The 25,672-nt window shown below is 68.9% G+C and carries 20 protein-coding genes; 17 read left to right on the forward strand and 3 right to left on the reverse strand.

Annotation, left to right across the window (positions count from 1 at the left end):
* The first annotated feature begins 14 nt into the window (after window positions 1-14).
* From QK288_RS05810 to QK288_RS05825, 4 genes are all read left to right on the forward strand, one after another.
* Window positions 15-806: a helix-turn-helix transcriptional regulator gene (locus QK288_RS05810; RefSeq protein ID WP_281266860.1), complete on the forward strand. Its 792-nt coding sequence runs from the start codon at window positions 15-17 to the stop codon at window positions 804-806.
* Window positions 803-1,228: a hypothetical protein gene (locus QK288_RS05815; protein ID WP_281266861.1), complete on the forward strand. Its 426-nt coding sequence runs from the start codon at window positions 803-805 to the stop codon at window positions 1,226-1,228. The genes QK288_RS05810 and QK288_RS05815 overlap by 4 nt, the downstream gene beginning before the upstream one ends.
* 237 nt (window positions 1,229-1,465) lie before the next feature.
* Window positions 1,466-1,798 carry a hypothetical protein gene (locus QK288_RS05820; protein WP_281266862.1) on the forward strand — a complete coding sequence of 111 codons (333 nt, stop codon included), beginning with the start codon at window positions 1,466-1,468 and terminating at the stop codon, window positions 1,796-1,798.
* Window positions 1,799-1,853: 55 nt separating this feature from the next.
* A complete protein-coding gene (locus QK288_RS05825; RefSeq protein WP_281266863.1) occupies window positions 1,854-2,183 on the forward strand; it encodes a hypothetical protein in 330 nt (109 codons plus the stop codon).
* 38 nt (window positions 2,184-2,221) lie between these two features.
* Here QK288_RS05825 and QK288_RS05830 read toward each other — a convergent pair whose 3' ends face one another.
* Window positions 2,222-3,529: a SpoIIE family protein phosphatase gene (locus QK288_RS05830; protein ID WP_281266864.1), complete on the reverse strand. Its 1,308-nt coding sequence runs from the start codon at window positions 3,527-3,529 to the stop codon at window positions 2,222-2,224.
* A 169-nt stretch (window positions 3,530-3,698) separates the two neighbouring features.
* Entirely contained in the window at window positions 3,699-4,403 is a 705-nt protein-coding gene (locus QK288_RS05835; protein WP_281266865.1) for a CPBP family intramembrane glutamic endopeptidase, read from the reverse strand.
* A gap of 155 nt (window positions 4,404-4,558) precedes the next feature.
* Here QK288_RS05835 and QK288_RS05840 point away from each other — a divergent pair, with 155 nt between their 5' ends.
* From QK288_RS05840 to QK288_RS05895, 12 genes are all read left to right on the forward strand, one after another.
* Window positions 4,559-5,998, forward strand: coding sequence for a polysaccharide biosynthesis tyrosine autokinase (locus QK288_RS05840; protein ID WP_281266866.1), 1,440 nt, complete (start codon window positions 4,559-4,561; stop codon window positions 5,996-5,998).
* 13 nt (window positions 5,999-6,011) lie between these two features.
* Entirely contained in the window at window positions 6,012-6,965 is a 954-nt protein-coding gene (locus tag QK288_RS05845; RefSeq protein WP_281266867.1) for a hypothetical protein, read from the forward strand.
* A gap of 13 nt (window positions 6,966-6,978) precedes the next feature.
* The gene (locus QK288_RS05850) at window positions 6,979-8,445 is read left to right on the forward strand and encodes a sugar transferase (RefSeq protein WP_281266868.1); all 1,467 of its coding nucleotides are present in this window, start codon (window positions 6,979-6,981) and stop codon (window positions 8,443-8,445) included.
* A gap of 24 nt (window positions 8,446-8,469) precedes the next feature.
* Window positions 8,470-9,591: a glycosyltransferase gene (locus QK288_RS05855; RefSeq protein WP_281266869.1), complete on the forward strand. Its 1,122-nt coding sequence runs from the start codon at window positions 8,470-8,472 to the stop codon at window positions 9,589-9,591.
* Complete coding sequence (locus tag QK288_RS05860) at window positions 9,584-10,846, forward strand: hypothetical protein (protein ID WP_281266870.1); 1,263 nt, start codon at window positions 9,584-9,586, stop codon at window positions 10,844-10,846. Before QK288_RS05855 ends, QK288_RS05860 begins: the two co-directional genes overlap by 8 nt.
* On the forward strand, window positions 10,843-11,778 hold the full coding sequence (locus QK288_RS05865) for a glycosyltransferase (protein WP_281266871.1): 936 nt from the start codon (window positions 10,843-10,845) through the stop codon (window positions 11,776-11,778). Before QK288_RS05860 ends, QK288_RS05865 begins: the two co-directional genes overlap by 4 nt.
* Complete coding sequence (locus QK288_RS05870; RefSeq protein ID WP_281266872.1) at window positions 11,771-12,970, forward strand: hypothetical protein; 1,200 nt, start codon at window positions 11,771-11,773, stop codon at window positions 12,968-12,970. Before QK288_RS05865 ends, QK288_RS05870 begins: the two co-directional genes overlap by 8 nt.
* Entirely contained in the window at window positions 12,967-13,881 is a 915-nt protein-coding gene (locus tag QK288_RS05875; RefSeq protein WP_281266873.1) for a glycosyltransferase, read from the forward strand. The genes QK288_RS05870 and QK288_RS05875 overlap by 4 nt, the downstream gene beginning before the upstream one ends.
* An 8-nt stretch (window positions 13,882-13,889) precedes the next feature.
* Window positions 13,890-15,131, forward strand: coding sequence for a hypothetical protein (locus tag QK288_RS05880; RefSeq protein ID WP_281266874.1), 1,242 nt, complete (start codon window positions 13,890-13,892; stop codon window positions 15,129-15,131).
* Between the two features lie 141 nt (window positions 15,132-15,272).
* Complete coding sequence (locus QK288_RS05885; protein WP_281266875.1) at window positions 15,273-16,955, forward strand: DUF4012 domain-containing protein; 1,683 nt, start codon at window positions 15,273-15,275, stop codon at window positions 16,953-16,955.
* Between the two features lie 82 nt (window positions 16,956-17,037).
* Window positions 17,038-17,583 carry a sortase gene (locus QK288_RS05890; protein WP_281266876.1) on the forward strand — a complete coding sequence of 182 codons (546 nt, stop codon included), beginning with the start codon at window positions 17,038-17,040 and terminating at the stop codon, window positions 17,581-17,583.
* A gap of 98 nt (window positions 17,584-17,681) precedes the next feature.
* Complete coding sequence (locus QK288_RS05895) at window positions 17,682-18,875, forward strand: acyltransferase (protein ID WP_281266877.1); 1,194 nt, start codon at window positions 17,682-17,684, stop codon at window positions 18,873-18,875.
* Between the two features lie 212 nt (window positions 18,876-19,087).
* On the opposite strand, the gene QK288_RS05900 is transcribed toward QK288_RS05895, so the two are convergent.
* A complete protein-coding gene (locus tag QK288_RS05900) occupies window positions 19,088-19,954 on the reverse strand; it encodes a VanZ family protein (RefSeq protein WP_281266878.1) in 867 nt (288 codons plus the stop codon).
* A 198-nt stretch (window positions 19,955-20,152) separates the two neighbouring features.
* On the opposite strand from QK288_RS05900, the gene QK288_RS05905 reads away from it, so the two are divergent.
* Complete coding sequence (locus tag QK288_RS05905; protein WP_281266879.1) at window positions 20,153-25,606, forward strand: Ig-like domain-containing protein; 5,454 nt, start codon at window positions 20,153-20,155, stop codon at window positions 25,604-25,606.
* The last annotated feature ends 66 nt before the right edge of the window (window positions 25,607-25,672 follow it).

Below are 25,672 nucleotides of genomic sequence, written 5' to 3' on the forward strand. Positions count from 1 at the left end.
TACACTGCCGCTCGATGTCGAAAACCCGCCGCCTCGAGGACTTCGAGATCGACGACCGCCTGACCGACGGCCGGTCCGAGGCCGCGTTCCTCTTCGACCACGCCGAGACGACGACTTCCCACACCCACACCCGCGGCCACCTGGTGCATGCCGCCAGCGGGGTGCTGTCGCTCATCACCGACGACGGCGCCTGGATCGCCCCGCCCAACCGTGTCGCGTGGGTGCCGGCCGGCGCCGAGCACCGGCACCGGGCCCACGGGGTGACCGACATGCGGGTCGTGTACCTGGAGGCGGATGCGGCCATGTCCCTGCCGACCGGACCTGCTGTGCTGGCGGTCACCCCGCTCGCACGGGAGGCCCTGCTCGCCGCCACCGCGTCGGCACCGCGTTCCGAGGCGGCGCGGTCGCACCTGCGGACGGTCATCGTGGACGAGGTCGCGTCCGCGCCGGAGCAGCCGCTTCACCTGCCGGAGGCGCACGACGTGCGGCTGCGCCGCGTCGTGGTGATCGTCGAACGCGACCTGACCGTGGCGTGGTCGCTCGGTGCCCTGGCGCGGGAGACGGGCGTGGGGGAGCGCACCCTGACCCGGCTGTTCCGCGACGAGACGGGCATGGGGTACCGGCAGTGGCGGCTGCAGCTCCGGGTGCACCGGGCGCTGGTGCTGCTCGCGCAGGGGTGGTCGGTGACGGACACCGCGGCGGCCTGCGGGTGGGCGACGACGAGCCAGTGCATCGAGCAGTTCTCCCCGCTGGTCGGCATGACCCCTGGGGCGTACCGTCGAGACGTGGGGAGCATGGCCGGATGACCGAGCGTCTCAGGTTCAAGGCCGGGACCGCTGCCTGGCTGTGGTGGAGCGCGGTCGGGATCGTCCTCACGTTCGGCGTCTTGGGGCTGTTGAGCCGGTGGCTGCCGACGATGTCGTCGGTCGCCGCGGGCTCTGTGTTCGTGGTGGTCGCCGAGCGTCGGGTTCTACAGGTCTTCCCGAGGCGTGCGCCCCAGTGGCTCGTCACGGTTGCGTACAGCGCCACGTTCGTCGGACTCGGTCTGGTGCTCCCGGCGCTGTGGCCGGACACCTGGCAGCGGGACAGTGCGCTGGTCGGGCTGGTGATCGGCATCGTGGTCCTCTCGTTCGGGGTGGTGACCGCGGTGTTCGCGGAACGGTACGTCCCCCGGCGGCTGATCGATGCGGAGATCGAGCGGTACCGGCGGTCCGTCGAGGATGCGTGATCAGGCGACGGGATCGTGCCCGATCCGTTGACTCGGTGGACTGTCCGCTCCGCGAGTACCCCGGTGGGGGACGTGTACCCCGGAAATGCGTCGCACCGTCCCGCGAATCCGGGAAGTGGCGATGGCCCGTATGAACAGAACCCGTGAATCGACGGGGGTGGCTGGCGAGCGGAGGGGCCGACGCCATACGGTTTGAGGACCGCAGGATGTACCCCGGAACGTGACAGGAGCAGCGCGATGAGCATGACCGACAGCAGCACGAAGACGCAGCGTGACGTGACCCTCGACACCGACACCGTCGACACGATCGCCGTCCTCGAAGCCGAGACCGTCAGCGCCTCGCGGCCGGCTCGCGCCAAGCTCACCTGGACGCAGGAAGACGCCGGCGAGTGGATCGCCAACTACGGCGGCTACTTCGGCGGATCGGTCGACAAGCGCGACGGACACTACGTCGCCTCGGACACGTTCGGCCTCGTCGTCGGCGAGTTCGACTCGCTCGAAGACGCCCAGGGCCACCTCGCCGACCAGCTGCACATCATGCTGCCGCCGGTCATCCGTCCGGTCGAGTAGCCGAACACCACACCCCCTGAGCACCACACCCCCTGCACGTCCTGAGGAAGGAACCATGAGCATCGCCGAGTCCCACCGCCCCGACACCGAGGCGAAGCTGGACACCGAGACGATCGAGGTCATCACCGCGATCGAAGCCGAGGTCGTCACGCCGTCGACCCCGACCCAGGCGCGCATCATCTGGTCGCGCCCGGACACCGGCCTGTGGGCCGCGAACTACGGCGGGTACTACGGCGGCACCGTCGACCAGCAGGGCGCGCACTACTTCGTGTCCGACACCTTCGGGCAGTACGTCGGGGACTACCGCACGCTCGCCGAGGCCAAGGTCGCACTCGCCGACCGCCTCAGCCGAGTGCTGCCGGACGTCATCCGCGCGGCTCGGTAGCCGCAACCACCACGAGCTGACCGCCCGCGCAGCCGTCGCTACGCGCCGACGAGCTGTCCCGGTGCGCCGGTCAGCGCCGGTGCCGCCGCGACGGTATCGCGTCGCAGCGCCACCACGGTGACGTCGTCGTCGTGGTCCATCGACCGGGCGAGTGCGATGAGGCGCTCGACGATCGCTCCGGGGCTCGTGTCCTCGCGTGCGATCGCGGCGACGCGGTCGATCGTGTCGAGTTCGCCGCCGAACAGGTCGAGCACGCCGTCGCTGACGCACACCAGCACGTCGTCCGGTCCGAGTCGGGTCTCCGTCGCCGTCCACACCTCGTCGAGCCCCAGCCCGATCGGCAGATGCGACGACGCGAGTCGCTCGGCCGAGCCGTCCCGTCGCGCGATCACCGTCAGCCCGTGGCCGGCGTCGACCCACCGCAGCACGTCGCCGTCGATCCGGGCGTGGAACAGCGTCGTGAAGCCGGCCGTCGTCTCCACACGATCGGGGTCGATCGCGAGGCCCTGCGACGCCCGGTGCACCGCAGCAGCGGGATCCGGTTCGGTACGGGCGCTCCGCAGCACGGCGCGCACCGCGGCTGCGAGCAGCGCGGAACCGACGCCCTTGCCCATCACGTCGCCGAGCGTCAGTGTGAGGCCGCCGTCCGTCTCGTACCAGTCCAGGAAGTCGCCGCCGACGCTCTTGGCGGGCAGGCACGTCCCGGCCACGCGGTACCCGGGAACCTGCCCCACCGACCGGGGGAGCAGTGAACGCTGGATCTCGGCAGCCCGCTCGATCTCGGCCTGGACCACGGCCTCCCGGTCGCGCGACCGCCGGAGCTGCGCGCCGTGCAGGCGGCTGAGCTGGTTGACCACGATCGCGAGCGTGCCGTACGCGACCAGCACGACACCGAGCCGGACGAACTCGGTGGTGGGGTCGATCACTCCGGCGCCGAACAGGAACGGCGTCAAGATCACGACCGCCGTGCCGAGCGCGGAGTACAGGATGAAGCGCCGACCCTCCTGCGCGGCGAGCCACACCACGGGGAGCACCACGAGCGCGGTGAACACCGACGTGGACGATCCGGTGGACCACCGCAGCATCCCGAGCGCGAGGAAGTCGATCGCCGGCACGACGTTGACCAACGCGGGGACCGAGCGGCCGCGGACGCCGATCACTGCGGACCAGAGGGTGGCGACGATCGTCAGCGCGATCGCGGTGAACAGCCCGCCCTCGTCGCTCACCGTGAGCTGCGGGATCGTCAGGGACAGGACCGTCGCCATCGCGATGAGCAGCGCGAGCGGAGCCTGCTTCATCAGCGGCGTGAGGGACCAGCGTTCGAGGAGTCGGTTCAACGTGTGCATGGGTCGCCTCCGCTCGCTGCCCTGATCCGAGGGCCCGTCGTGCCCTGGTTCGGGGCACGTCTGGTGTTCGGAGTCCTCGCGATCAACGCTAGGTGGCGGTGTCGCGTGGCAGCACCCCCAGAGCGAGTGGGGCGGGCGCGCCAGCACGCCCGCATCGCGACCGGATCGGTCAGCGCGGCCAGGTCGCGACGACCGCCACGGCGTTGAACACCGCGTGCGCCAGGATCGCCCCGCCGATCCGGTCCGTCATCGCCACCAGGGTGCCCGTGAGCAGCCCGAGCAGGAACGTGGTCACGAACACTTCGAACCCACCGAGCGTCGATCCCCCGGTGGTGATCAGCACGTGCACGATCGCGAAGACGAACGCCGTCACGATCACCGCGAGGAACCGTGTCCTCGGCGTGAGCGCGTCAGCGAGTCGGCGCTGCAGGATCCCGCGGAACACGACCTCTTCGATGATCGGGCTCACGACGCAGGTGCCGATCGCCGCGACGAGCAAGAGCGCCGCTGAGGGTGGCCCGAGCGTGGGAACCGGGGTGAGTCCGGTCGTCCCGAAGAACGACAGGGACATGACTGCGTCGACGGCGCGGCAGACGACCACGATGCCGATCGCCGCGACCACGTCGGCGAGGTCGAGCCGGAACAGGGAGCGGACAGCACGCGTCCGCCGCAGGGCGACGACCGCTCCGACCACGAGCGGCACCCACACCGCGAGATCGCTCGCCAGCACCTGCGCGACCGGGTCCGGCAGACCCCCAGTTCGTGCGACACCGCCGACGATCCGTTCGAGCACGACCGCCACCACGATCGCCACGAACACCACGAGAACCGCGCGCTCCCGAGGGCGAGCCTGGACCTCGGGCGACGGCTGCATGGCATCACCGTAGAGGACACGGTGCGCAACCCGACACCCGTCGACCCGAGCCGGACGCATCCGTGTGGCAGTATTTCCCTGCCGATTGCTGGGAAAATCCCGGCTCGCTCGCGCGAGGGACCGCGCGGCCGGCGTCCCACGGGGAAGGCAGGCGCGTGGAACTACGCGACTACATCACGGTGCTGCGCAAGGGATGGGTGCTCATCCTGGTGCTGGCGCTGGTCGGCGTCGCCGCGGCAGCCGGCTTCTCGGTGCTCAAGCAGCCGGTGTACTCCGCTTCGGCCCAGGTCTTCGTCTCCACGCAGACGAGCGGCAGCGCGAGTGACCTCGCACAGGGCAACACCTTCACGCAGCAGCGGGTCCTGACGTACTCGAACCTCGTGACGACGCCGATCGTCCTGCTGCCGGTGATCTCGAGCCTGAAGCTCGACATGAGCGCCGACGACCTCGCGAAGCTCGTCACCGCCGATGCCCCGACGAACACCACGCTCATCGCCATCACCGTCAACGAGACCGACCCCGTGCAGGCCGCCGACATCGCGAACGCGACGTCGCAGAGCCTGACGAACGTCGTGCAGAACATCGAGGCCACCGACGCGAACGGCGCCAGCACGGTGAAGCTGACCCGCGTCAAGGAAGCCCAGGTCCCGAGCACCCCGATCAGCCCGAACGTGCCCGTCAACGTCGTCCTCGGCCTGCTCGTCGGCCTCGCGCTCGGCGTCGGCCTCGCCGTCCTGCGCGAGACGCTCGACAACCGGGTGCGCACCGAGGCGGACATCGAGAAGATCAGCGACAAGCCGATCGTCGGTGGCATCGCCTTCGACAACAAGGCATCGGAGCGGCCGCTCATCGTGCAGGTCGACCCGCGCAGCCCCCGCGCCGAGTCCTTCCGCACGCTCCGCACCAACCTGCAGTTCGTCGACATCGGCAGCGACGCCCGCACCTTCGTGATGACCTCGTCCGTCCAGTCCGAGGGCAAGAGCACCACCGTCGCGAACCTCGCGATCGCCCTCGACAGCGCCGGCTACAAGGTCATCCTCATCGACGCCGACCTGCGTCGTCCCCGCGTCGCCCAGTACATGGACCTCGAGGGCGGCGCCGGGTTGACCGACGTGCTTATCGGCCGCGCCGAGCTCGAGGACGTCGCCGTCCCGTGGGGCCGCGGCAACATGGTCGTCCTGCCCGCCGGCGAGATCCCGCCGAACCCGTCCGAACTCCTCGGATCGCAGGCGATGAGCATGCTCATCGAGCGCCTCGAGGCGCAGTTCGACTACGTCCTCTTCGACGCCCCGCCGCTGCTCCCCGTCACCGACGCCGCCATCCTGTCGAAGAAGGCATCCGGCGCGATCGTCGTGGTGGCGTCCGGCAGGACCATGAAGGGCCAGCTCGCGGGCGCCGTCCAGTCGCTCGAGAACGTCGGCGCCCCGATCGCCGGCTTCGTCATGACGATGATGCCGACCAAGGGACCCGGGGCCTACGGCTACGGCCGCTACGGCTACGCCTACGGGTACGGCACCGACGAGGACGAGGCCCCGAAGCCGCCGAAGCAGGCTCGCCGCGGTCGCGTCGGAGCGCTCCGGAAGGCGGAGCGGTGAGGGTGGTCTCCACGTGAGCCCGCGCCGAGGACCCAGCAGCCTCGGCCGAGCGATCTCGCGTCGCACCCTCGTCTGGGTCGGGATCGTCGTCGTCGCCCTCGTGGTGATCGACGTGGTCCTGGTCGGTCTCGCCGTCGCGCGCACTGCGCCCGCGACCAACGGCACGGCCGGTCCGATCCCCACCTTCTCCAGCACGCCGATCCCGACAGGGACCGGCACGGCTGCTCCGCAGCCCACCGCCACCAGCGGGACCGCGGCGATGGTCACGCCCGGCCGCCACCTGCTGTCCGCCACCAACGGCCTGGAGGCATGGCGAGCCTCCAGTGGGACCTGCGGCGGTGACGAGGCGGTGCTGCAGCACACCGTGGACGGCGGGAAGTCGTGGACCTCCGTCGGTCTCGGTGACGGTGTGAGCACCGTGCTGGCGCTCCGCGCCAGCAGCACGGGTGTCGCCGTCGTCGCCGGCACCGGTGACGACTGCGCCCCCACCGTCCGTACCAGCACGGACGACGGCGCCACGTGGAAGGACGGGACGGAGAGAGCGGCAGGCGCCGCCATCGGGACCGACGGTCTCCTCCTGAAGAGCGGCACCGTCGACGCACCCTGCCCGGACCCGATCGAGGTCTTCGAGGGCACCTACACGACCGCCGTCACCTGCGACGGCGAGGTCCAGTGGCGATCCGGCACCGGAGCGTGGGTTGCTGCGCCGATCGACGGCGTCCGGTCCCTCGCCGACGCCGGCAACACCTACACGCTCGCCCGCACCGGCATCGCGTCGTGCGACGGCGTGCAGATCGCGAGCATGCCCGCGGCGAAGGTCACCGCCACAACCGAGGCCACCGCGGTCGGCTGTGCAGCCGACGCCGATGCCAGCGGTGCGGTCACCGTTGCCAGGAGCGGCCAGCACGTGTGGCTGTGGGCCGGTGACTCGGTGCAGGTGTCGGGTGACGGTGGTGTCACGTGGTGAGCCGGGGCCGACCATGACGACGCAAGCCGAGCGGGCCGCCACCATCGGGCGCTCGACCCACGAGTGGAGTCGGGCGTACGGTCGCCGCGTCATCTTCACCGATCTGCTCGTGCTGATCTGGGTCGTCTTCGGCGTGCAGATCGCCTGGCTCGGCATCGACTCGGACCTCGCCGCGAACGAGAACGACCTCCGCCTGAGCTACACCGGCATCTCGGTTGTGGTCATCGCGGTCTGGATGGCAGCCCTGGCGATGTACGACACCCGTGGCGACCGCGTCATCGGGGTCGGCAGTGCCGAGTACCGCCTGATCGCCGACTCGAGCGTTCGGGTGTTCGGCCTGCTCGCGATCGCCGCTTTCCTCTTCCACGTCGACCTCGCGCGTGGGTACGTCCTCATCGCGTTCCCGGTGGGCATCCTCGTGCTGCTGCTGTCCCGGTGGATCTGGCGCCAGTGGCTCGTGGCCCAGCGAAAATCCGGCAACTACTCCGCGAAGGTCCTGCTCGTCGGTTCGACCGCGAGCGTCATCCACATCGGTGGTCAGCTCGCACGCTCGCCCGAGGCCGGTTACCAGGTGGTCGGTGCGACGGTCACCAGCGGCTCGGTGGGGGTCCTCAGCACCACGGACATCGTCAGCTACGGCGGCCTGGACCAGATCCACGAGGCCTTGGCCGAGAGCGGCGCAGACACCGTCGTGATCACGAGCGCCGACGACCTGCCTCCCGAACGCGTCCGAGAGCTCAGTTGGTCGCTCGAGCCGGGACGGCAGCACCTCGTCGTGGCGCCGAGCCTCACCGACATCGGCGGGCCGCGAATCCACACGCGCCCGGTGCAGGGACTGCCTCTCATCCACGTCGAGACGCCGACGTACGAGGGTCGAAAGCTGTACACGAAGCGGATCTTCGACGTGGTCGTCTCCGCCGTGCTGATCGTCGTCCTGTCCCCGGTGCTCCTGGTGCTGGCGCTCGCGGTGAAGCTGACCTCCCCGGGTCCGGTCCTGTTCAGGCAAGAGCGTGTCGGGCTGAACGGCAGCACGTTCACCATGGTCAAGTTCCGGTCCATGGTCGTCGACGCCGAGGACCGTCTGCAGGAATTCAGCGCCCTGGACCGCGCCGGAGGGAACAACGTCCTCTTCAAGATGAGGAACGATCCCCGTGTCACCCGCGTCGGGGCGTTCATGCGTCGGTACAGCCTGGATGAGCTCACCCAGCTCTTCGACGTCCTGGCCGGGAACATGTCCCTGGTCGGTCCCCGGCCGCCCCTGCAGCGGGAGGTGGAACGCTACGACCTGCACGTGCACCGTCGGTTCCTCGTCAAGCCGGGTCTGACCGGGCTGTGGCAGGTGAGCGGTCGATCGGACCTGTCGTGGGAGGACTCGGTTCGACTGGACCTGTTCTACGTCGAGAACTGGTCGATGACCGGTGACCTCGTGATCCTCTGGAGGACGCTCCGTGCAGTGGTTCGGAGCAGCGGTGCGTACTGACTTCGGAACAGATCGGGGACGGTCATGACGGGCCTCATCGTGCACGACTGGCTCGAGCGGCGAGGTGGTGCCGAGGTGGTGCTGGACGGGATGCTCGACGCGTTCCCCGGAGCACAGATGTTCGCGCTCTGGGACGACTCCGGCGACCGTTTCTCGAGCCGGACGACCGTTGACGAGTCATGGCTGGCCCGGACGCCGTTCCGGCGACACAAAGCAGCAGCGCTGCCCTTGATGCCACTGGTGTGGCGGGACATCCGGCATCCCCGGTCGTTCGACTGGATGCTGGTGAGTTCGAACGCGTTCGCACACCAAGCACGGGTGCGGGGTCAACGTGGCATCAGGAAGTACGTCTACACGCATTCACCCGCCCGGTACATCTGGGACCCGGCGCTCGACCAGCGGTCGGCAAGTCGTGCTGTTCGGGCAGTGCGCCCGCTCTTCCGCGCCTACGACCGTGGCGCCGTCGACAGGAGTGCGTCGTTCGCTGCGAACAGCCTGTTCGTGCAGGACCGGATGCGGCGTGCCTGGGGCGTCGAGAGCCGACTGATCCACCCGCCTGTGCCTGTCGAAGCGATCCAGGCGGTCGACGACTGGTCGACCGAGCTCACGGAGAACGAGGCCGTCGAGCTCGGTTCCCTCCCCACCGAGTTCGTCCTCGGCGTGTCGCGCTTCGTCCCGTACAAGCGGCTCGATGCCGTCGTCGAGTTCGCCGCTGAGGAAGGGATCCCGGTCGTGCTCGCTGGTTCGGGGCCCGACGAAGCCCGTCTCCGTCGGCTTGCGCTGGATCTCGGAGCGGATGCCCACTTCCTCATCGCCCCGTCGACCCCGGTGATCCGCACGTTGTACCAACGGGCGCTCGCGTTGCTGTTCCTCGCGGTGGAGGACTTCGGCATCGTTCCCGTCGAGGCGCTTGCGGCTGGCGGCCGGGTGATCGTCAACGCGTTCGGGGGAGCGGCAGAGTCCGTCGAAGACGGTATCTCGGGTGTGCACGTCCAGGCCGACGACCACTCCCAGATCCGGGCGGCCCTGGACGGCCTGTCTCGGCAGGACATCACCGGCGCTGCCGAGGAACGAGCGCGGCTGTTCGGCCACGCTCCGTTCGTCGATCGCCTCCGCGAGTGGGTCGGAGAGGAAGGCGATGGCTGACGTCTTGCGGCCGCGACTGCCCTCGGTCAGGGGCGGGACGGACTCGGCACTCGACCCGCACGACCGCGGCGCGACGCGCCTCGTCGCGTTCGCACTCCTGCTCGTGCTCTACTACCTCTCGTACCGGTACCCGTTGCAGATCAACTCGTCGACGACGAGCCCGTCCTACAGCGACACTCCGTCGAGCCTGCAAGCTGCGAAGTACCTGCTCTACGCGGTGCTGGTCGGTCTGACCGTCCTCTACTTCGGAACATCTCGATCCGTCAGGTCCTTCGCGCGGACCACTGTTCCGCCAGCGATCGTGCTCGGCGCAGCGAGCGTCGCAGTCTGGCCGGTCGCGCAGGCGATCCTCTTCAAGCGCCCTGACCTTGTCGAGAACGGCATCTTCTTCTCACTCAGCGTCGTGGTGCTCCTCGCAGCGCCGGTCATCCAACCGGCACCCGTCGTCCGGGTGCTGCAGTGGTTCACCGTCATCGCCATCGTCGTGAACGGGATACAGGTCCTCCTCTACCTGGCGATCGGCCGACTTCCTGCCCTCGCCTACGAAGGAACCATCTCGATCCGGTTCGGATCCCTCTGGGACGATCCGAACGGATTCGCGATCGCGATCGCCTTCGTGCTCCCGATCGCTGCGCTCGGCTTCAGGCGGTTCCGGATCCCGATCGTCCTGCTGCTCCTCGGCTCGTTGCTCCTCACCCAGTCCGTCACCGGGGTCGTGTCGACCCTCGCGGCGCTGGTGATCGTCTGGGTACTGCAACTCAAGGTCTCGTCGACATGGATCCCGGCGCTCCTCGTCGTGATCGCGGCCGGCGCTGCTGTGCAGGTTGCTTCGCTGGTGTCGAACCCGGTCGTCGAGTCCTTCGTCCAGGGCAAGGCCGGAAGCGTGCAGGGTCACCTCAACGCGTTCTCGGTCCTCTCCGATCTGGGCGCAGGTCAGCTCTCCGGGTTCGACCCGATGGCCGTCACGGTGGAGAGCGGCTACGTGGACATGATCGGTACCGAGGGCGTCGTCTACACCCTGATCTACGTCGTGATCCTCCTCGCCTTGCTCGTCCGGTCGATGCGCAATGCTCGTGCCTCGGTGATCGGCGGCCCCGGGCGCGCCCTGCACTTCGCATCCGCGACACTCTCCGTTGCGATGCTCGTCGGGCTCACGAACCTGCCCCTGCAGTCGGTCTTCCCACTGAACGCCCTCGTCGCGATCTCGCTGATCATCGAGTTCTGCGCTGAGCCCAGATCGGAGGTCTTGCGGTGAACCCGGTTCTCGACGGCAGATGGAGAGGGCATTTCGGCATCGCCCGGTTCGGCCGGGAAGTGCTTCGGAGGCTTCCGTCCGAATGGCCGCGACTCGATTCAGGGTCGCCATGGTCGCCGTTCCAGGGCGTGTCGAAGACCCGGTACTCGCCGGGATTCAACGTGTCACTGAGCCGGCGACAGATCCTCACCGTCCACGACCTCATCCACCTGGACGAGCCCGCTGAAGCATCGAGGGCCAAGTCTGCGTACTACGAGAGCGTGCTCAAACCAGCGATACGTCGGACCGGAATCGTCCACACCGTCTCCGAGTACTCCAAGCGGCGTATCGAGACGTGGCTTGCTGACGACAAGGTGCGGGTCGTGAACGTCGGGAACTCCGTGGACGTCGGTGTGTTCGGGGCGCTGGAACGGCGAGCACGACAGGAGGAATTCCTCTACGTGGGAAACCTCAAGCCGCACAAGAACGCGCGAGTGCTCTGGGAGGCCCTCCGCCAGCGCCCGGACTACCGGCTCACCGTCGTCACTGGCGACGGCGCCCAGGCGCGCCGTTGGACGGACGAGAGCGGCCTCGGGGAACAAGTGTCTGTCCGGACAGGCATGACGGATTCCGAACTCGCCGGCTTGTACGCCACTTCTGCGGGCCTGGTCTTCCCGTCGAAACTCGAGGGGTTCGGGCTCCCCGCTCTCGAAGCGCGTGTCGGCCGGGTACCGGTGGCCTTCGCTGCGAGCTGCGCGGTGGTCGGGGAGACAGTCGGCGAGTGCGGGGTGGGAGTCGTCGACGACGAGTCTCCGAGCGCTTGGGCCGAGAGCATGGACCAGCTGGCCGGTGGCGAGTGGAGCGGGACGTTCGCCCGAGCGTCCACACCGATCTCCTGGGACGAGGTCGCCGCGAACGTCCAGCAATCGATAGAGAGTGAACTCAGTGCCTGAACCGACCGGCAAGGTGCTCTACTGCACCGTCGTCGCCCAGAACTACCTCCCACAAGCGCTCGCGCTCTACGCGAGCATCCAGGAGATCGAGCCTGACAAGGAACTCGTCATCCTGGTCGTGGACGGTGACCGTCGAGACCTCGAGCAGGGCCGTCCGGGATTGCGTGTCGTGACCACCGAGGTACTCGGCCTGTCCGAGCGCCAGGTCCTGGAGCTCGCGGCGATCTACGACGTCGTCGAGTTCTCGACCTCCGTGAAGCCACTGTTCTTCAAGGCCCTCCTCGAGGAAGCGCCCACGGTCGTCTACCTCGATCCCGACATGATGGTCGTCTCGCCGCTCGCGGAGCTGGAGGGCTTGGTGGCGGAGCACGGCATCGTCCTCACACCGCACTTCCTCCAACCGATCGAGCGATCCGTGGACCACATCACCGAGGGACACGACCTCACGGTGGGGATCTTCAACCTGGGCTTCTGCGCTGTCGGGCGATCTGCGGTGCAGTTCCTCGACTGGTGGTGGTCGCACCTGGAGCGCGAGTGTCTGATCTACCCGCTCCTCGGGGTGTTCGTCGACCAGAAGTGGGTCGACGTCGGAGCGAACTTCTTCGACGCGCACTCGTTGCGGCACGGCGGGTACAACGTCGGACCGTGGAACCTCCACGAACGTCGATTCCAAGCCGAGGGATCGGGATACGCACTCGACTCCGGTGACGACCTGCGGCTCCTGCACTTCAGCGGGTTCGATCCCTCGGACCCGGAAGCGATCAGCGTGCGGCTGTCGGTCGACCTGCGCGAGGTCGGTGACGACTTCCCTGCGTTGCGCGAGGTCAGCCGGAAGTACGCCGGGCTCGTCAACTCCGCCCGCGGGATGCTCGGAGCGTCTCCGGAATACGGATTCGCACGGGATGCGGACGGCGGTGTCCTGACCAAGCGGACGCGTCGCACGTACCGGAAGCACCTGCTGGGCATGCCGATGGGGCGGACGCTCCCTTCTCCGTTCATCGGCAGCGAGTCCGCTCGGTTCCGAGCGTGGAAGCGCCGCGCCATCGGGGCGCGGATCGGACTGACGATCGGTGACGCCTCCCTTGCGGTCAAGTACTCGTTCCCCGATGAGTTCGCAGTGTTCAAAGCCCGCGTGCCGGGCTTCGGCGCGATCCGGAAGCGACTCCTGGACGCTGGCAGGGTCCGGCGATGAGTGCTCGTTCCACCGTCGCGGTCATGCCCGTGTACGACCCCGGCGAGGGTTTGCACGAGCGCGTCGCGGACCTCCGGCGCCAAGTAGCCGCGGTTGTGGTCGTCGATGACGGATCGCGCAAGCCGGTGGGGCAACTGAACGGGATCCCCGGTGTCGTCCTCCAGACCCAGGGCAACGCAGGGATCGCCGCCGCCCTCAACGCCGGCATCCGCAGGGCGCGTACGGAGGTGCCCGATCTCGGGTACGTCCTGACCGTCGACCAGGACTCGGAGCTCGGCGCGGACTACGTCGCCGCATCGATCCGAGCGATGACGGCCGCGCGAGCCCATGGACTCGACGTGGTCGCGACGGCGGCAGATCAGTACAACGACAGGCGAGCGGCGGCGGACGGCCGTGTGAGCGGACTCCGAACGGCCCTCCAGGTCGCGCAGTCCGGGATGCTCTTCTCGATGGAGGGCCTCGACCGGATCGGACTGTTCGACGAGTCCCTCGTGATCGATGCGGTCGAGACGGACTGGGTGCTCCGTGCGCGTCGACGAGGTGGACTCGTCGTCCTCGCAGACGGTGCCTCGATGCTCCATCCGGTCGGAGATCCGATGCCGATCACGATTGGGGGCCGCCCCGTCCGTATCGGCGGACGGACGCGCTCGTACTCCCACCACTCGCCCCTTCGGCGCTACTACATCACGAGGAATCGGTTGCTCGTCTACCCGCGGTTCACGCAGGTGGCCCTGCGGTGGCTTGTCCGCGACACGCTCGCTGAGAGCAAGACGCTCGCCGTGTCGCTCGTGCTCGGTCCTGGCAGGTCGAAGCAGGCGCTCGGGACGGCGATCGGCATCGTGCACGGTGCCCTCGGCGTGCGTGGGAAAGCGGCACCGTCGTTGCAGCGCACGTTGTCTGATCGGCGATGATGGCTCCGGTGCGCTCCCGACACGTCCGGGTCGTGGGGACCTACGCAGCATCCGTCGCGGTCTCAGCCCTCGTCACGCTCATCAGCATCCCGATCGTCATCGCCGTGGCCGGACCGTCGGCGTGGGCAGGTCTGGCAGCGGGACAGTCCATCGGAACCGGAGCCTCCGTGCTCATCGGTTTCGGGTGGGGGACCACGGGACCCACGGACGTCGCTCGGGCGGCCCCTGCCGAGCGTCCGCGGATCTACATCGAGTCGTACCGGGCACGGCTCCTGCTCACCCTGCCGATCGCGGTCCTCGCGGTACTCGTCACCGCGCTCGTCGTACCGTCCGCTCCGTGGGAATCGGCGCTCAACTGTGCCGCGTACGCGTGTACCGGCTTGCTCGCCGGATGGTTCTTCACCGGGACCGCGCAGCCTGGCAAGTTCGTCGCGTTGGACACTGCGCCTCGCGTGCTCGGGGGTGCAGCCGGCGTCGCGGCCGTCGCGATCGGCGCACCCCTGTTCTGGTATCCCGCGCTCCAGCTGGTCGGCATCCTGGTCGGGGTCGCTCTGTCCACCGTCACGATCGCAGGCATCCGTGGCGTGGCCGACGGTGTCCGTGTTCGTCGGTCGCTCACCGTCCTCCGAGGGCAGTCCGACGGACTGGTGCTGGCTCTCGTGTCGGCTGCGAATGCAGCGCTTCCCGCGATCCTCGTCGCGGGTCTGGTTCCGGCGGCGCTGCCCGCCTATGCACTCGCTGACAAGCTCCTGCGCTTCGGCACCACGGCGGCATCCCCCTTCGTCCAGTTCCTGCAGGGGTGGGTCCCGGGAAGCGGCCCTGACCGGGTGCGGAGCCGCGTGCGTCGAGCGGCGATCGTCGGCACCGCGCTCGTCGTCGTCGGCTCGGCGGCCTTCCTCGTCGTCGCCCCGTGGGCAGCCGATCTCCTCAGCCACGGCAGAATCCGGTTGCCCTGGGTGCTCGTCGCGGCGTTCGCTGCCGTGCTCGTGCTCCTGGTCGGCGCACAGGTTGTCGGTCTGGTGTGTCTGCTCGCTTTGGGAGCGGGCCGCCAGCTGGCGCGCTACACCCTGGTCGGCGGCATCGCGACCGTGCCGCTCGTCGTCGTCGGGGTCCTTTCCTTCGGGGCCGTCGGCGCTGCGGCAGCGGTAGCGGTCGGTGAGCTCATCGCGTTCATCCCGCAGTGCGTCTTGCTCGTTCGGAAATCGCGTGGCCCTGTGTCTGTAGCCACCACGCCGACGTCGTCCTCCTAAGCTGACTCCATGTCGGACCTGCCCGAGTCCCGACGCGCCACCCGGCCCCGGAGGTCCCGACCTCGCTACGTCCTGTGGAGCGTCCTCGCTCTGATCCTCTTGCTGCTGCTCGCTGTGGCGTGGGTCGGTGTGCGCGGAGTCATGGCGAAGAACGCTCTCGAGACGTCTGTCTCGAAGGTCGACTCGTTGAAGACCGAGCTGAGCAGTGGTGACGCTACTGGCGCAGAGCGGACAGCAACGGAACTCGAGCAGAGCGCTGCGCACGCGCGGTCCCTCACGGGCGATCCGGTGTGGCGTGCAGCGGAGGCCGTGCCGTTCTTCGGGACGAACCTCAGTGCCGTACGCCAGGTCTCGGTGATCGTCGACAACGTCGCGAAGGACGCAGTCCGCCCGGTCGCCGGTGTCGTCGGAGATGTCGACGTCGACGCGTTCAAGCCGACGAACGGCAAAGTCGACCTCGCACCCATCGTGAAGGCACAGCCCGCAGTGGCGAAGGCGACCACGACGCTCGCCGCGGCGTCGCGCGACGCCGACCGCATCGACACGAGCGGCACCCTGTCAGCGGTGACCGACGCCGTCAACCGGCTCCGAGCCTCCTTGTCGAGTGTTTCGACGCAGGCCGACACTGCGAACCGCGCGGTCGCGCTGGCGCCGAGCATGCTCGGCGACGGTGGTGCGAAGCACTTCCTGGTGCTGTTCCAGAACAACGCGGAGCTGCGTGCCGGCGGTGGGATCCCCGGCGCGGTCGCCGAGCTGACGGTCGACGATGGCGCGATCTCGCTCGGGCGGCAGGCGTCGACGTCGGACTTCGCGATCGCCGACCAGCCGGTGCTGCCGCTCGCGACGGACACGCAGGGGCTGTACGGCGGGATCACGGGAGAGTACATCCAGGACGTCACCCTGACGCCGCGCTTCGAGACGTCGGCGCAACTCGCGCGCGAGATGTGGAAGCAGAAGTACGGGGAAACGGTGGACGGTGTCCTCGCGATCGACCCGGTGACGCTCGGCTACATCCTCAAGGCGACGGGCCCGGTGCAACTCGCGACGGGGGACACCCTGACGTCGGACAACGCGGTGCAGCTGCTGCTGAGCGACGCGTACGCGAAGTACCCGGACCCGACGGTGCAGGACGCGTTCTTCGCGTCGGCGGCGAGTGCCGTGTTCTCGAAAGTGTCCGAGGGCGGATTCGACCCGAAGGCGTTCATCGCTGCGCTGGGTACCGGTGTGGACGAGGGGCGGGTGCGCCTCTGGAGTGCGAACGCCGATGAGCAGGAGCAGCTCGCTGGCACGGCGGTGTCGGGAGACCTGCCGAGGAGCGACAAGGACACGCAGCGTTTCGGTGTGTACCTCAACGACGCGACCGGCGCGAAGATGGACTACTACCTCGACAAGACGGTCGGACTGGGCAGCCAGGTGTGCCGGAAGGACGGCCGTCCGACGTGGGTCGTCGAAGTCACGCTGAAGAACACCGCGCCAGCCGACGCGGCGACGAGCCTGCCCGAGTACGTGACCGGGGGCGGAGAGTACGGCGTCACACCCGGCGCGATCCGGACAAACGTCGCCGTGTACGCCCCCACTTCGGGTGTCTACGTCCAGGCCTCTCAGGACGGAAAGGTCGCGTCCCCACAGACCGCAACGGACGGCAAGTACCCCGTCGCACAGTTCCAAACCCTGCTCTCACCTGGGGAAAGTACCACCTTGAAAGTGTCCTTCCTCGGCCCGGCCAGCGCAGCGCGCACCCCTGTCGACGTCACGAGCACACCAGGAATTAACGTGAACGATACGAAACACGTGGCAATTGACTGTGAAGACCCGGTAGGTTGAGACAACTTCGCCATAGCGACTGCATGGAGTTCCGGGCAGACCCGCATCGTCCTCGCGAAGCCATAGTTCTCAGGGGAGCCTCATGAAGAAGATCATCGCTGCCATCGTGCTCGCGTCCGCGGCACTGATCGCCACGCCGGCCGCCGCCAACGCTGCGGGTTACGTCCCGGCCTCGAATGTCTCGGTCTCCGGTTCCGCCGTGGCCGGTGGCACCGCGACCGTCGGCTTCGCGGCCGGCTCCTTCATCGCCGACGAGACCGTCACGGTATCCGTCACGGGTGCTGGCGCCGCCACGCTCGGCGCGCTGCCGACCACGACCGTCTCGAAGACCTACGTGGCCTCCTCGACCGGTGCCGCGACCGTCCGCGTGACGCTCCCGGCCGGCGCTTCGGGTACCTACTCGCTCACCGCGACCGGCGCCACGTCGGGCAACGTCGCGACCACGGCGCTCACTGTCGTCCCGGCCGACGGCGCTGCTGCGACCGCTGCCTCGGGTAACGGCACGCTCGCCTTCACCGGTGGCACCATCTCCGCGCTGGCCCTCTGGGTCGCCGGTGGGGCCGTCGTCCTCGGCGGTGGCCTCCTCGCGGTGCGCACCTCGGTGCGTCGCCAGCGCACGGCTGCCTGACCTCTGCTTGACACCACAAGGCCCCCGGAGCGTCCGCTCCGGGGGCCTTGTGGTGTCCTCACGATCGCATCTGCCCTGCCCAACCGAAACGAGCGGCGATGACCAACACCACTTTGCCGCGAAACGGCGTGCTGTCCGACGTGAGCATGCCCTCGACCACGGGACGTATCGCTTCGTTGCTCGGGCTGCGAGGCATCGCCGCACTCGTCGTCGTGATCCATCACTGCATGCTCCGCTTCCCGATCTACACGTCCACCTACTCGGAGCCCGCAGCCGTCCCTTCGGGCCATCCGCTCGCATGGCTGATGGTGCACACGCCGCTCCACCTCGTGTGGGGCGGAGGAGAGGCCGTGTTCGTGTTCTTCGTGTTGAGCGGCCTCGTGCTGACGCTCCCCGTCCTCCGGTCGGCGAAGTTCCGCTGGATCGCCTACTACCCAGCACGGCTCATCCGGCTCTACCTGCCCGTGTGGGTCGCGATCGCGTGGGCACTGAGCTTGTTCCTGCTGACCCGATCGATCGATCCTGCCGCGGGCGCAGCATGGACCAGTGAACGTGGCACGACCATCGACGTCAGACAGCTCATCGAGCGGTCGATTTTCCTCCACGACTCGAACTTCTACAACGGACCGCTCTGGTCGATCGTGTGGGAGGTGCTCTTCTCCCTGCTACTCCCGCTGTACGTACTGGTGATCGTCCGGTTCCGGATCGGTTGGGGCTGGAAGCTCGCCGCATCCCTCGCCGCAACGACCGTCGGCGCCTACCTGCGCAGTTCCCACCCACCGATCGGGAACCTGCTCCTTTTCATGTCGATGTTCGCCGTAGGGGTCCTCATGGCGGCTCATCTCGACGACCTCCGGACGCTGGCCGAACAGATCGCCCGCAGCAGGCGACCGAACCTGGTCTGGACCCTCGTGCTCGCGGTCAGTCTTCTCGGCCTCTGCACCTACTGGTTCGCGCTCCTCACGACTGGCAACATGCACTTCCTCGACATGACCGACACGGTGCAACTCGTCGGTGCGGCCGGACTGGTCTTCGTCGTGATTTTTGATCGACGACTGCGTCACGCCCTGGAATCCAGAGTGGTCCTGCTGCTCGGGACCGTGTCGTTCAGCCTTTACCTCGTGCACGACCCGATCATTGCGACGGTCGACTACCTCGGTGGTAACCGGGCGATCGACTTCCTCGTCGGCATCCCGGTGTCACTCGCCGTCGCGACGGCGTTCTACTGGTCGGTTGAGCGTCCGAGCCACAAGCTGGCACGGTGGGTGGCGCGTATTGTCCCGTCGCAATGAGCCGATTTGCGGGGCGGACGGGTGGTCAGTGCTTGCTCTGACGCGATGGCGCCGACCGGGCACGCGACAAAGTCGATGTCGTACGACAGCGGTTCTGTCGTCCGAACGCGCCTGCAACAGTTGCACGCGCGCGCCAGCGACAGATCCGCTGTCGTACGACAACGAGTCGTCGTTCCGAGTCGGGCGGCGCCCATCACCCAGCACGGCAGCCCTCAGCGAGCGCGACGCCGCGCACCCCACCCGAGCACCACGACCCCCACCAGCGCGCCGATCACCGCCCCACTCGTGTTCGACAGCACGTCGTCCAGCGACGCGAACCGCGCCGGCAGGAACACCGCCTGCCCGGTCTCGATGCACGCGCTGACGACGAGCCCGGCCGCCGCGCCGACCCACCACCGCCGCGCGCCGACGAGCAGCACCACGAGCAGCCCGAGCGGCACGAAGAAGAGCACGTTGGCAGTGAACTCGAGCGCCCCGTACCCGAACCAGTCCGGCACGCCGACCCGGTGCGCAGCGTCGAGCGCCCGGATGATGAGCGGATGCGCCCCCGCGTCCACAGGGGAGCCGGCGAACCCCACGATCAGCACCCCGACGCCGTAGACGACGATCACCCACCCTGCGACCCGACGACTGCGCGGCGTCGCCGGCGCAAGCGGCGCCCGCATCGCGGCGAGCACGAGCCACCCGAGCGCCAGCCCGACGACGATCGCGATCACGACCGACACCCACGTCGTGCCCGGAGTCGACGTGCGGAGTGCGAGGAGCCCGCCGAGCACCATCGCTCCGAGTGCAGCCCAGCCCGTCGCCCGCCGGGAATCGGTGGGCACCGCGAAGGCCACGAGCGCGGGGAACGGGATGGCCACCGCCGTCACGGCCATCGCCGTGACGAAGCCGTCTTCAACGGACAGGAGGCCGTGCCCGGCTCCCCGGAGCACTGTCACCACCGCGCGGAACGCCTCCACCGCCGCGGTCGCGACCCATGGCAGGGACGCCAGGGCGATCAGCACCGCGGTACCCGCGGCCAGCACCGCGCGGGCGAACGAGGTCCGCGCCGACGCCGTGCGGAAGGCCGAGGTCATGTCGGCCGACGTTACCGTGCCGGACCGTGACCGCTGCGTGGCACCAGTTCGGGGAGGGTCCCCCCTATTGGGGACCGCGATGTCCCCATCAGCGTGCGGGGAACTGCCAGGATCGGAGACGGCGGAGGACGCCCGAGCTCGCAACCGGAGCCCGGTGCGCGTCCGTCCGCCGAGCACGTCCCGACCCGAAAGAGACCGATGCGCCATCCCCAGGACACCCGTGTGCCCCGAGCCCGCCAGGGGCTCCGACTCATCGCCATGCTCGGCGCCACGCTCCTCGTGGGCGCCGGGATCACCGCGACGACCGCGGCCCTGACTGCAGCTCCCGCATCGGCCGTCACGGCGACGTCCAACGGCGCGTTCATCTGCGACCAGAACACGGTCTACGCGATCGACTCGACCGGCAAGGTCCTCGCCGTGGACGTCACGAACACCGCGAGCGCCGGCACCACCGCGGACGTCACGACGCTCGGCACGGACGCGAACAACGGGCTCGGCATCTCCCGCGAGGGCCTGAAGATGTACGCGACCTCGAACGGGCAGAACAACACCCTCAAGGAGTACGTCCCCGCCAAGGCTGATGGCACCGCGGCGGTCACGAAGACGATCCAGACCGACTCGACGCGCAACATCCTCCGCGGCGCAGTCGACCCGACGACCGGCATCTACTACTACGGCAGCGACACCGGGTGGCTCGGTGCCTACGACCCGAACACCGGCAAGAACATCGGCCAGGTCGGGCAGATCCCGATCGACCAGACCGGCGGCATCAAGTCCGGCAACGGTGACTTCGCCTTCAGCTCCCGCGGCCAGATGTTCGTCGTCGCCGCGGACAAGATCTACCGGGTCAACGTCCCGAAGCTCCCGACGACCGCCGGCGCGCCGACCATCAACGCGACGGAGATCGCGACGCTGCCGAGCGGCACCAACAGCCCGGGCATCGCGTTCTCGTCCGACGGCTACCTCTACGTGTCGAACTCTCCGTCGAACACCTCGACGGTGCTGTACCAGCTCGACCCGACCACGGGACAGTCGCTCCGGAACTTCTCGGTCAACGCGTCCTTCCGTGCGAGCGACCTCGCGACCTGCAACTACGCCGACACGGTGACCGGTGCCTCGAGCGTCGACGACCGGTGGAACTCCGGCGACCAGTTCGGCCTCGCCGTCACCGGCGGCGGCATCTCCTCGACCAACAGCGGCACGACCGCGACCACCAGCGGTTCGAAGAACGGCGTGCAGGACCAGCAGGCCGGCGCCGTGCTCACCACGCCGGGCAAGGACTACACCGTCACCCAGACCGCTGCGGGTACCACGAACCTCGCGAACTACGCCACCACGTGGCGGGCGGTGAACGTCAACAGCGGCGCCGAGGTCGCGAAGGGCACGGGGAACACCGCGACCTTCACCTTCCCGGCCGCCACCTCCTCCGACGGCACCGACGTCGTCGTGACCTTCGCCAACGTGCTGCAGCGCGTCCACGTCGCGACGGCGGCGGACACGTACTCCACCCCGGTGGACACGAAGCTCGACGTCGCGGCCCCCGGTGTCCTCGCGAACGACACCGGTGACGGTCTCTCGGTCACGAGCCACACCGACCCCGCGAACGGCACGCTCACGATGACCGCGAAGGACGGGAGCTTCTCGTACGTCCCGAACAACGGCTTCTCCGGCACGGACCAGTTCACCTACACCGCGACGGACGGCGGTGGCCGGACCTCGACGAGCACCGTGACGATCACCGTCGCGCCGAAGGCCGTCGACGACGCGTTCAGCGTGCACGCCGGCTCGACCGCGACCACCACGACGAAGCAGACCGGCGTCCTCGGTAACGACCGCGGCACCGGCCTGACGGTCACGAACCACACCGACCCGACGAACGGCACCCTGACGCTGAACACGGACGGCACCTACTCGTACACGCCCAAGGTGGGCTTCTCGGGCGGGGACTCGTTCACCTACACGGCGAAGGACACCGCGGGCTCGACCATCACGGGCACCGTGACCATCACGGTCCTGCCGACGGCGAAGACCGAGACGATCACCGCGACCTCCGGCTCCTCGACGAGCGCGACCGCCCCCGGTCTGCTCGGCAACGACCTCGGGTCCGACCTGGTCGTCACCGGCAACACGAAGCCCGCGCACGGTGACGTCACCGTGAACCCGGACGGCTCGTACACGTACACGCCCACCACCGGGTACTCCGGCCAGGACTCCTTCGACTACACCGTCACCGACGGCAACGGCGCGGGGAAGTCCGACACCGTGACGGTCACGGTGACCGTGCTGCCGAAGGCCGTCGACGACACCATCACGATCGGCGCGGGCTCCACGGCGACCACGACCACCCGCGAGACCGGCCTGCTCGGCAACGACCTCGGGACTGGCCTGACCATCACGAGCACCACCGCGCCGACGAACGGCACGCTGACCGTGGACAAGGCGACGGGGACGTACTCGTACACCCCGAACGACGGATTCTCGGGCTCGGACTCCTTCACCTACACGGCGACGGACAAGGCCGGGAACCTGACGACCGCCACCGTGCGGATCACGGTCACCCCGACCGTGACCGACGACACCGCGACCACGCCGGCGAACACCCCGCTGACGGTCGACGTGCAGCACAACGACCACGGGAAGGACCTCGCGACCTCCGTCGTGACGACCCCCACGAACGGCACCGCCGTCGCCCAGCCGGACGGCACCGTCCAGTACACGCCGAAGGACGGCTTCTCGGGCACCGACACGTTCACCTACACGGTGACCGACGGCCCCGGCCGCACCACGCAGCCGGCGACCGTGACGGTCTCGGTGACCCCCGTCGCGAACCCGGACACCGCCTCCACCACGGCCGGAGCCACCCTGACCATCCCGGCGGGGGACCTGACACGCAACGACGTCGGCACGACGCTCCAGGTCACGGGTGCGACCAGCACGAAGAACGGTGACGCGTCCGTCGACCAGGCGACCGGTGCCCTCACCTACACGCCGAAGGACGGCTTCTCCGGCACCGACACCGTGACCTACGAGGTCACGGACGCCTCCGGCCAGAAGAGCACCGGCGTCGTCACGATCGTGGTCGGTCCGACCGCCGCGCCGGACACCGCCACCGCGACGGCTGGCGAGACCCTGACCGTGTCGAAGGACGACGGCGTGCTCGCGAACGACAAGGGCACGGGCAAGCAGGCCGCGGTCGACCAGAAGCCGACGAACGGCGACCTCGACCTCGCGACCGACGGGTCGTACACGTACACGCCCCACGACGGCTTCTCCGGAACCGACACCTTCACGTACACGCTGACGGACGGCTCCGGCCGGACCTCCACGGGCACGGTCACCATCACGGTGGACCCGGGCACCGAGAAAGACGCGATCTCGACGAAGGCGGGCCAGCCCGTCTCGGTGACCTCCGGCGAGCTGACGAAGAACGACCACGGCGACGGCCTGCAGGTCATCGGCGCCCAGGGCGCTGCCAACGGTGACCTCTCGGTCGCCGACGACGGCACCGTCACCTACACGCCGCACTCCGGGTTCTCCGGCACGGACACCTTCACGTACACGGTCATCGACGCCCACGGCAACAAGGGCACCGGCACCGTCACCGTGACGGTCACCCCGGTCGTCGCGGCGAGCACCGGCTCGGCCACCACCGACGAGCCCGTCACGGTCTCCGACGAGGACGGCGTCCTGAAGGACTCCGACGGCACCGGCCTCGAGGTCACCGACAACACGCAGCCGGAGCACGGCGCCGCCACCGTCGGCGAGAAGGGCGGCTACACCTACACGCCGAAGCCCGGCTACTCCGGTCCGGACTCGTTCGACTACACCGTCACCGACCAGGACGGCAACACGACGACCGGCACCGTGACGATCACCGTGCTGCCGAAGGGCGTCGCCGACACCGGCTCGACCCCGGCCTCCACCCCGGTCGACGTCCCGGTCACGAAGAACGACTCGGGCACGACGCTCACCGTGGCGACCGTCACGAACGGCACGAACGGGACCGTCGGCATCACCGGACCCGGCACGGTGACGTACACGCCGAAGGACGGCTTCTCCGGAACGGACACCTTCACCTACACGGCGAAGGACTCGACGGGCGGCAGCACGCAGCCCACGACGGTCACGGTGACCGTGTCGCCGACCGCGAAGCAGGACCTCGTCACGACACCGGCCGGCACCCCGCTGCCGATCGCGAGCACCACGCTCACGGCCAACGACAACGGCTCCGGCCTCACCGTCACCGGCCACGGCGACGCGGCGCACGGCGACGTGACCACCGGCACCGACGGCGGCCTCGTCTACACGCCGGCCCCCGGCTTCTCCGGCACGGACGAGTTCACGTACACGGCCACCGACAGCAGCGGCCAGACGACGACCTCGACGGTCATCGTGATCGTCGGTGCGGTCGCCATGCCGGACTCCGGGACGACCACGACGAACGGCACGCTCACCGTGACCACGGCGAACGGCGTCCTCGGCAACGACCTCGGAACCGGTCTCACGGCGACGCTCGACCGGAAGCCGACGCACGGCGACGTCGAGCTCGGCGCGAAGGGTGGCTACACCTACACGCCGAAGAAGGACTGGTCGGGCACGGACACCTTCACCTACACGGCGACGGACACCGACGGCAACACCGCCACGGGAGTCGTGACGATCACGGTCACCCCGACCGCGGGAGATGACAAGACCAGCACCCCGGCCGGCAAGACCGTCACCGTCACGGGCCCCGGCGTCCTCGGCAACGACCACGGCACGAAGCTCACGGTCGTCGGCTCCGGCACCCCGGAGCACGGCACCGTGACGATCGCCGCCGACGGCACGTTCGTCTACACCCCGGCCGCCGGTTTCTCCGGCACCGACCACGTCACCTACACGGTGCAGGACGCATCGGGGCAGCGCACCAGCGCGACGGTCACCATCACGGTGGGCATCATGGCCAAGGACGGCAAGGCGACCACCATCGCCGGCACCGCGGTCGGCCGTGACGGTGCGCACGGTGTGCTCGCAGGCTCGGACGGTGTGGCGCTCTGGGCGAAGATCGACCGGAAGCCCGCGCACGGCACCGTCACCCTGCAGAAGGACGGCGCCTGGATCTACACCCCGGCCGCCGGCTTCACCGGGGTCGACTCCTTCACGGCCATCGTGACGGACGAGAGCGGACAGACGACCACCGTGACGACGACCATCACCGTCCTCGCCCACGCCGTCGCGACCGACGACAAGGCGACCGGCACGGCGAACCAGCCGGTGACGATCGACCCGCTCACGAACGACAAGCCGACCAGCGGAGCGACGTTCGACCGCGGCAGCCTCCACCTGGTCGACCCGAAGGGCGCACTCGTCGACAGCATCACGGTCGACGGCAAGGGCACCTGGACGATCCGGGACGGCAAGGTCGTCTTCACCCCGGTGGACGGCTTCACCGGCACCGTGCAGGTCGGCTACAGCATCGTCGACAGCGACGGCCAGCAGGTCCTCGCGACGATCACCGTGGTCTACCCGGTCGGACTCGCGGCGAAGGTCCACGCGGCCGAGCTCGCCTTCACCGGCACCACCGGCCTGGTCGGGCTGTCGCTCGCAGCGCTCACGCTGCTGCTGGCAGGTGTCCTGCTGATCGTCCGCCGCCGGATCCGCGGAACCGACTGACGCACCGGACGGGAGGCCCGGATCACGTCCGCCACACGGCGGACGTGATCCGGGCCTCCCGTCCGC

Origin of the sequence: Curtobacterium sp. 9128, assembly GCF_900086645.1 — a bacterium.
GTDB lineage: Bacteria > Actinomycetota > Actinomycetes > Actinomycetales > Microbacteriaceae > Curtobacterium.